The 9193-nt window shown below is 40.3% G+C and carries 4 protein-coding genes; all 4 read right to left on the bottom strand.

What is annotated here, in order from left to right; all coding sequences use genetic code 11:
• Window positions 1–209 precede the first annotated feature (209 nt).
• The 4 genes from VSA01S_RS18670 to VSA01S_RS18655 all read right to left on the bottom strand — a co-directional run bounded on the left by VSA01S_RS18670 (window position 210) and on the right by VSA01S_RS18655 (window position 9019).
• Entirely contained in the window at window positions 210–860 is a 651-nt protein-coding gene (locus VSA01S_RS18670; protein WP_039982365.1) for a hypothetical protein, read from the bottom strand.
• A 171-nt stretch (window positions 861–1031) separates the two neighbouring features.
• Window positions 1032–1277, bottom strand: a complete 246-nt coding sequence (locus VSA01S_RS18665; RefSeq protein WP_039982367.1) for a hypothetical protein — start codon at window positions 1275–1277, stop codon at window positions 1032–1034.
• Window positions 1278–1287: 10 nt separating this feature from the next.
• Window positions 1288–8631 carry an RHS repeat-associated core domain-containing protein gene (locus VSA01S_RS18660; protein WP_050567405.1) on the bottom strand — a complete coding sequence of 2448 codons (7344 nt, stop codon included), beginning with the start codon at window positions 8629–8631 and terminating at the stop codon, window positions 1288–1290.
• 19 nt (window positions 8632–8650) lie between these two features.
• A complete protein-coding gene (locus VSA01S_RS18655) occupies window positions 8651–9019 on the bottom strand; it encodes a hypothetical protein (protein WP_039982368.1) in 369 nt (122 codons plus the stop codon).
• Window positions 9020–9193 lie beyond the last annotated feature (174 nt).

Raw genomic sequence — 9193 nt, 5'->3', positions numbered from 1 at the left:
AAACTCTTCAATATCTTTGGAATTTACACATGAAAAGAGGTACTCATATAAGCACCTCAGACACACCTTCAATTTTTGCAACAAGCCCGATTTTCAGGGGTGCTTGCTGCAACAAGCCACAAGGATAAAGGAAGACACGCTCATAAAACTGATGATTTAATGAGCGTATCAACCAAGCCAAGAGCATCCTGACTATTAAAATTCAATTCTTATTTTACTTCCCAAGCATTTAATTTACTTATAACAAACGTTTCAATATCTTGAATATGACTCAAGTAGTGAAAAGGAAAACCTATCTCAATCATTAAATCATCAATGAGGAGTTGTCGAGTACATCCTGAATGCTTAATCTCCGATATACTACTACTGTCACAAGTAGCCACATAAAAATCATCTCTATTTACTGGCAATTCACCTGTAGGCATCACGGAGAAAATATCAAACAAACCACGATAGCCATGTTTTTCAAATATAAAATAAAACTGACTCAAGTCATCAAATAGTACTTCTCTATCGGAGTCATGGTTTTTCGCATACCATATAGAAGACCATCTTGAAGTATCTAAATATCGCTTTTTTGCTAAATCAGCATAGTATTCCACACTTACAAAAATACTTCTCCTTATACCTAAATTCCTAAGCTTTATCTCAGAAGAAGAAAACTCCAAATAAACTGAATTGACCTCTTCATCCAAACCACCAATAGACTTCAGCCAGCCCCAAGGAGACAAATCTACGATATACGAGCTGGGAAAACTAAAGTTTTTTCCACCTATTTTGTATTGTATTTCACTTGCACTCACATAAAGAGATGAAGTAGATAAAATAAAAATAATTATACTGAATTTTAAAAGTCTCATTGTGTATCACATCCTCTACGACACGTCTTTATCAGAATTTTCGACAGAGCCGAATTAGTCCCATATAAAACTTTAATCCCAAGAAAAATTTTATTTTGTGAGTTATTTAAATAAAGCTTGAAGAGTGAGGTGCCCAAATGGACACCTCTGAGGGGTGTTTCCGCTTTTACATTAACCCCACATCCCTAAGACGGCAGAAACTGCCCAAAAAATTGAAATCCCAACTAATGATAAAACTATCGCAATTAACAGAATTATTTTAGATAATTTCTCTTTAAAGACAATTACTTCATTATATATAAGAAAAATATATAAATATATTGGAGCAAGAGCAATAAATACTATAGAACCAAAAAGGCCAATACCATTCACAACATCAGCAACCAAAAGTACAAATAAACCAATTATACTATCCATATCCTCACTATCATCTGAATCTATTAATTACATTTGAGTTAACAGGCCCCCAAACCAAATTATCAAGTGTATTGTTAATGCCACCGAATGGTCCACTCCCACCCCCAACAGTTTTGATATAGAACCAGCCGTTGTGATTTACTATCGTTCTATCAACATATCCAGGGTGGAGGATATGATTCGATAAAGTATGATTTTGTATTCCTATTTGAGCTCCATTAGAATCGTATATAGCATAAGTGTTGATATGATCTTCCCCCCATGGTCCAGGAATATTTGCATCCGCCATAAACGATTGACCTGGTATGAATGGCTTGTCCTGACCAGGGTAAGTCCCATAAGTATTTAGTGCATCTACAAGAGCTTCTCGAGTGCAACTACTTGATTCAAGGCATACTGCTTCAGAAAAGTGAGTATATTTATGTTCACCGCGTAATACCCAGTTCTTTGCAGTGTTTTTCGCTTTTTTAAGAGCATGTTCATCATTAAACATACGAGCCATAGCACCCATAGCAGCACCGTTAGCAAACTTACCACCAGTTAAGTGTGATGTCACACCACCAATAACCGCTGCCGCTGCAATGCGCTCGCCACTGATGCCCAAATTCTTGTCATCAATCGTTTCATCAATATAGGGTGAGAATGCTTGGGCCACAGCTGCGGAGGCAAAGCCTTCACCAAACTTACCACCTTGCATAACCGAGGATATTCCGCCAGCCACACCGTGAGCAACGGTTTTTATTGCCCAAGCGGAGCTACCGAAACTGCCCACAGGGAAATTGCTTCCGACAACATTGTACAGTGCAGCGGTAGCTAAGGTACTCACCAACCCACGCAGACCACCGGTCATAGTCGCATAGGTCGTACGGATAGCAAAAGCGACCCAAGGCGCATAAATACCGACAATCATCAATCCAATTTGAAACGCATTTTCTCTGACGAAACGTCCAATCTTCTTGAGCATCCCGCCAATTTTCTTCAGTGCCCGTCCAACCTTTTTGAACAGCTTCTTCAAGAAATGGCCTGAGGGATCCGTATATTTCATCGGATTATTCTGCACATAGCTGTAGCGATTAAATGATTGGCTATTGTTTGGTGATTGCACATAACTGTCTGCGCTGATGAAACGACCCAGCGTCGCATCGTACATACGCGCATTCATGTGAATCAAGCCCACTTCATCGACCTGCTCGTGTCCAGTGTATCCTCGATTAACGTATGAATCCTGCTCAAAGTAATTCGGACCTTTTTGCCATTCAAAGTAACGTTCCTTACCCCAAGCATCGAAGCTTTTACGGTCAACAACATTACCCCAAGTATCGGTCACCAAATCATGAGAGCCTAAAGCATCGCTGTGAAGGTAACGAACCTGACGGTCAAACGAAGCCGTTTTACCTGCCGAGTTCGATTTCTTGCGATGTACATTGACCGCTACAAGCTTACCACCGCCATTGATGAATTGCTTATGCTCAACTTCACCATTGGCACGATCGATTCGTTCATAAGCTTTACCCAGATACCAGGTTTTATCGCCATCTTGGTTTTGTTTAAAATAACGATTATGGTTCACATCATAACTAAACTTAACCCATTGGCTGCCCTTTGTTATTTGGGTTGGTTTGTTAAATCCATTCCAAACAAACTGACGACCATCGCCAGACAGCATATTACCGTTTGCATCATAGGCGTACTGCTTACTGCCTGCTTTGGTAACCGCATGAACATGAGCTTTATCAGCATAAACATAGTTTCCAACATCCGATTTATGACTGATATTACCTGCACGGTTGTATGCAACACTGTAAGTCTTATTAAACAGTGGATTCTGACGGTGTTTGCCACCTAAGCCTTTCAGTGTATTTGAAGACAACCGATCTAAATTGTCGTAGCTGTAGTAATCATCAATATCATTTATTAAATCCGTACGACGTTTCACGTTGTCCATTCGGTCATACACATAATGAAGTGCTCGAATTGACTTAGTGCCACTTTTTGTCGTGATATTTAATAGTTGGCCAGTGGCTTCATTGTAATCGTAGAGGTTTTCTAAACCATTACCATACAGTTCAGCACTAATTCGCCCTTCTGCATCAAGATTACTGAGCTTCCAGTAGTAAATACGACCTGCCGCTACTTGATTTTTAATGTCTTCAAGTTCACCTTTCGCTTTTAAGCTATCCTGCCCCATGATATTGAAGCGATTAGCGATGTATTGTGTCTGTTTGGCCAAAGAAACCAATTGACTTGCTGCCGCAATATAGTTGGTTGCTTGCTGATGTAAATCATTTTTGACAAATTCAATACGTTGAATCTCATCCGCTAAATGCTGTAAACGATCAAACTGACTGCGCATCTGGCTGTCGTACAGTGGATCATCACGACCAACAGGCACTTCCGTGATGCCAGCTTGGCCAGAAGCATCAAAATCACCATAGAAAACGGTTTTGTTTGAATCGGTTAAGCTAGATTCAATCCGTTTCCATTCTTCGATACTGATTTTGGAAACAGTATTACCTTCCAACTTAAGATGGAAAGCAGGCGGTGCATATAAAGGTATTGCGATATCTTGTGCAATAAGAACAAAGTTATCCGGTACTTTTAAATAACGCTCGCCATTAGGCCCGAGGAACACTTCCAGTGCTTTACCATATGCCGTGGTATACATTTCAGCAGTTCCACCGGACAGGTGTTCAACTTGATCCTTAAGCTGTTGATACTCCCTAGCCCTGTTTTCATAATACTTAATTTGCTTAGACAGCTCTCCCGCTTTCGATAAATAAGAGCGTGCTTTAACAGCTGCCTCATTAATCAGGGGTTGGATCACCTGACGATATTCAGCCTCACTGAATTGAGTAGTGGTCTGATTTTTGGTGCCCCAAACACCAGTATTAATCCCGGTTGCTGAGTCATAATCGTAATGAAGTTTGAAAGCATCAGGCCTTGTTTCTTCCTTGACTTGACCGAATTTATTATAGGTAAACTGCCGGCTGAAAGTGTGCTCGCGAGTCATGACTTGTTCAAGACTGACTTGGCCTAAACCATTATAAAAGATATTTTTGGTGTATCCTGGCTTCGTTTCTCGAACTAAAGCGCCTTTCCAACTCTGGCCTTTATACTGGTCATAGACCCAATTTTCCGTCTCGGTAGAAGTTTGTTTTTTACCATTCACCGTAGAATGCGTTTGTGTACTTCTAGATACCATCCGACCAAGCACATCATACGTCATGCTGGTTGTTTGTTTTTTGGCATCCGTTTGCGTCAACAGTTCGCCAAACGCATTGTATTGGTAAGTCCAAGAGCCAAGATCAGGATCTTGAGTCGCGATTTTATTGCCTAAACCATCATATTGATTGACGATTGTCGCCCCATCTGCCCCTTTTGCTTTAAGAAGTTTACCCATTGGTGAATACGTTTTTTCAATGCTGGCACCTTCAGGTTGCACAACTTTGATTTTCCACCCCATGGCATTCTGGTATGTCGTCTTCTTGCGGCCCAAGGCATCGGTTTCTGTCACACTAAATGGCCCATAGGAAAAACGTACCCATGAATCCTTTTCACCGGCAGGGCCTGGCTCAGATACTGATGTAATACGGCCAAGTCGATCGTAATGTGTTATCGAATACTGCGGCGTTTCTCCTTTAAAATAAGGTCGACTCACTTTATGAACTTGACCATTTTGGTTATAAGTGGTGTCTTTGTATATCCACTTATTATCTTGACCGAGTGTCGCAACTCTGAGTTCTCGTTGAAGATTATCGTAATAAACAATACTTTGACCTAAACCGGCCGTTTGATTAATGACACAATAAGCAGCAAGTGATTGAGTATGTGGGCTACATTGATTTGAATTTGTCGGATAATACTTAGTAAAACTGTCGATGAATCCACTGGTACTTTGCGTTCTTGAACGCGTTGTACGACCGAATTTATCACTTTCAATCTGACTTTCTATGCCGTTAATATCAAATTTGCTCGACTTATTGGTGATTCGATTTGTCACCACTCGGCTAGTAAAGCCCAACGAATTGGTCGAACGAACTTCAACAGTCGCATCGCGGTAAGATTTCGAGACCTTGTTTGTTCTTGTCTCTGAGCCTTTTTGAGCATTTGCCCAACCCGTAATACTGCTGCTTTCTACTTCTCCTTCAGCATTGCGTGCGTAACGCTTGATCACTTGAAGTTTATGGCCAGGTTCAATGATTTCTTCTTTCAAAAAGCCCGTTACGCTATCGTAACTAAAGCGTGATGTTCTTTTTTCTTGTTGACCATTGGGTGCAATATGGGTGACCGATGATTGATTAAGCCGCCCTAAAATCCAACGACTAGGGTGATTACTGTAGTCACTTTCTGTTTTTTGTGTAAACGTTTCTGAGCGGAGAGTCACTGGGTTTGTGCCCGTTGTCTTCACTTCGACCAAACCTATATTGCCATACTCATCAAAACGGCCATGGCTCGTCTCCACTGTTGACAATAGTTTGCCATCTAAACCATAGCTTTTTGATGTTTCCTTGGTTTGAAAAACACTCAGGCGTTTTTTGCCTAATTGAGGCACATTAGCGACATCAAGCCTGCCGTCATGGTTGGCATCATTGATGTACCAGTGGCCAGATTTTTGTTTTAAATGTGGTAGAACATGGTTGAGCTGGCTCTGGTTAAGATTAACTAACTTGGCCTCATAAATAGTATATGAACCGGAAATGTTGTCAGTTGCGGATTTTCCTGTCAGTTCATAAACCTGATTGGACGGCAATAATAATGGGACCATTATCTCACCTGCAATCGGCACAAAGGTATCGGGTACTTTTAAATAAGTCTTACCTTGATAGGTATATTGTTCAAAATAACCGAACTCGTTGTTAGCTAATGCCTGATTGGCTTGCTGTGTGCTAATTTGAATTAATTGCCCGTTTTTACCTGTACTTTTGCTCCCATATTCCGTATCAGCTTGATTGAGTAACGTACCATAACGTTGAAAGTCCCACTTTTTATCATCAGGTAGGGATGGAAGCAGGTATTCTTTGGCGGTTTTTACCCTCTGTGCATAAGGAAAATCAGTCCGATAGTGAATTTCACGCCCTTTTGCATCGTTTTTATTGACATCCCCGCGATTCATACTGTAAGTATTCTGCTGGATCTGCTTTACCCAAGCAAAACCGCTGTGACCTTCACCTTGCATGTGCACGCGACTAGGGCCATATTGGTATTGAGTAATGACGCCATTATACTCCTTCGGGTCTACCCCAGTAATTGATTTATAAGAACGTAGCTCCGATACCAACAAAGCATTAGGGTTGGAAGGTACATAAGGATATGACAATGGTTCGGGCCATTGTGGCGTACCGATATCTTTATGGTGTGCGTATTTAATTTCAGTCTTAAATCCAAGACCATTTATCACTTCTGAAAGACGTAATTTATCATGTCCAATGGTCCCACAAGAAACTTCCCCATCATTCTTGATGTATGTGCAAGAATCCAACTGTTGATCATCATTTAGATCCACAATCCATTTAATTTGGGGACCCATAGAATGGTCTGACCATTCAGAAAAGATATTTTTACAATCCAGTATATCGCGATTTCGAAAACTCTTGTATGTAGTACAAAAGTTCATCTTTCCATCTCTGTCGCTGAGCCACAATTGGTGACCCTGACCCCAATCGATATCTTTGATGACGATATCATTATCAAAACGAGAAATATTTTTGAGTGAGCCCAACGAACACGTCATATTACTGCCCGGACCGGATTTTTTTTTGCCAGTGCCACGACAAAAATCTTCGGCGCCATCACCGTTGACATCCAACCACCATCGACGCTCTTTATAGCCGAAATCAGTAATAGGGATGATTTGATTCTTACCACCAACAATTTCACCCGCATTAAAGCGTGTACAGGACAACTTAGCGCCATTAGTGATCGAGCATAAATCCTGAAATCCATTGCCATCTATGTCTGCCCACCATGTTTCGCTGCTCTTACCCCAGGTGATACCATCAAAAACATGAGATTGAGAGAACGATTTCCCATTCTTGTTTGTACTACAAATGAGCTGATTTTTGCTGTTTTTGCGGCAAATATCTGGTCGTCCATCTCCATTGAAGTCAAAAGCCCAAATCCATTCTTTTTTTGTGGACATGTCGAGCATTGGATATTTTTGTGTCTTGATGACTCCTTTGCCAGACACAACCTCAAATTCGTAACAACGCAGCTCTTTATCAAGCATGCGACAGTATTGAGGCTTACTGTTTCCCTTAACATCAACCCACTGAGCCCAAGAAGTATCGGCTTTGGCGTTTAATTCTGCTTTTAAATCAAAGTCGACTTCAACAGAATCAACATCCCTATCTTTAGAAAGTAAAGAGCATCGAACAAGGCCATCTTTATACTTTTGACACAAGTCTGTCCAGCCATCTTTATTAATGTCGATAAACCATTGGGTATCACCCAAAGATTTAATCTTAAATTTATCATCTCGCGAACTGGAACCCTTCCACTTAAACCTAGTTTCATTAAGACAACTATTGTTAGCGTCACACAACGTTATATACATATATCTTGTATAAGAATTATGTAATCCAGGTTCTCGACGTATTTTATAATAGTTCTTTAATTGTCCCCTAGCTTTGATCTCAATTTTATCAAGTTGGATATTTCCTTTGTGCACTTGCCCATCAAACTTATTGAAAAAAGTCTGTATTGTATGATTTGGATCAACCGTTTGTACTTGACCATAAACAAAGCGAACTTCGAATATGTCATACGTGACTGACTGAATCTGTCCAAAATCATTATAGTGATAATAGATAGGGTTTTTGCCTGTTCGATCATCAATACGAGTAAGTAACCAATTTGAATCATCCAGTTTCTTACCAAACGTCATCACATCGCCAGACTTGGTGTAGAGAGTAAACTGACTGTTTGTATCCGATGCATTCTTGGTTAACACAACTTTTGAATAGTCTTCCATATAAGGGCGATAAGTTGAGCCATTTTTAGCTTGCTGGCCACCTGTTATAATGAGTCGACTGCCATCAATACAGAAGTTGTCTTGATCATCATATTGAACTGCACGGATTTTTCCATCCAGAGACGCCATGGAACCACAACGAGAAACCGCCGGTAAGCCCGCTAAATAAAAGCCAGAGCCTATGATTCCGCCTGAAGAGTTATTACTACTGTAAGATAATGCAAGCTGTGGTGTATTACCGCCGCGTCCAGTTGGTGCCTGAATTGGAATTTCATAATTAGCGCTGCCCGACTGGACAACCACTTCACCGGGTAGAGTGCCGACCTCTAGTGCCTGTAACGTAAAAGAGCAGACAAAAAGAATCAGCAGCCATATTCGTGACATACTTTTATCCTTGTGATTATTATTTTTCGATTTGTTTTATTTCTTGATATAAATGGTCAATGTCGATGTCTAACTCATCGGCCGTTTTTTGTTGGTCAGAGTCCTCAACAACCGGTACTTCGGTTTTCCAGATAGCCTTTCTGAGTTGTTTTACACTGGTTTGAGAATTCAATTTATCGACTGAAAAATCGTCTTCAAAATTGATTTGTAACCGTGCATCTTCTGCTTGTATTTGTGCTTCTTTCTCTTGACGCTTTGATTTATCTTGCTGCCATAGGTATAAGTTCAAGGCCACGATGCCAATAACAAAAAGTAGAAATATACCCACCACTTTACGAATAAAGGCACGCTTTTTCACGTACTCAATATCCTCCTCATTTGTTGTCAAAGGTGTACTCCAGGTTCATTGATGTATATGAATAACAATTAGCTGTAATCAAACAGCTAATATATAGAATGAGTATTTATGCGAATAATCGAGATAGTTTTGGCATCATATTAGCCAACACGAAGTATTTTGACTCTCATTACATTTTCCTAATTTATTTATAAAGGTAAAAAC

Source organism: Vibrio sagamiensis NBRC 104589, from assembly GCF_007990935.1.
Classification (GTDB): Bacteria; Pseudomonadota; Gammaproteobacteria; order Enterobacterales; family Vibrionaceae; genus Vibrio; species Vibrio sagamiensis.
The sequence above is the reverse complement of the archived record's forward strand: the minus strand, read 5'-3'. Positions and strand labels throughout refer to the sequence as shown.

What these genes read in the sequence shown, in the direction of transcription:
- VSA01S_RS18670 (WP_039982365.1), bottom strand. Translation starts at nt 860, where the DNA reads ATGAGACTTTTAAAATTCAGTATAATTATTTTTATTTTATCTACTTCA.
- VSA01S_RS18665 (WP_039982367.1), bottom strand. Translation starts at nt 1,277, where the DNA reads ATGGATAGTATAATTGGTTTATTTGTACTTTTGGTTGCTGATGTTGTG.
- VSA01S_RS18660 (WP_050567405.1), bottom strand. Translation starts at nt 8,631, where the DNA reads ATGTCACGAATATGGCTGCTGATTCTTTTTGTCTGCTCTTTTACGTTA.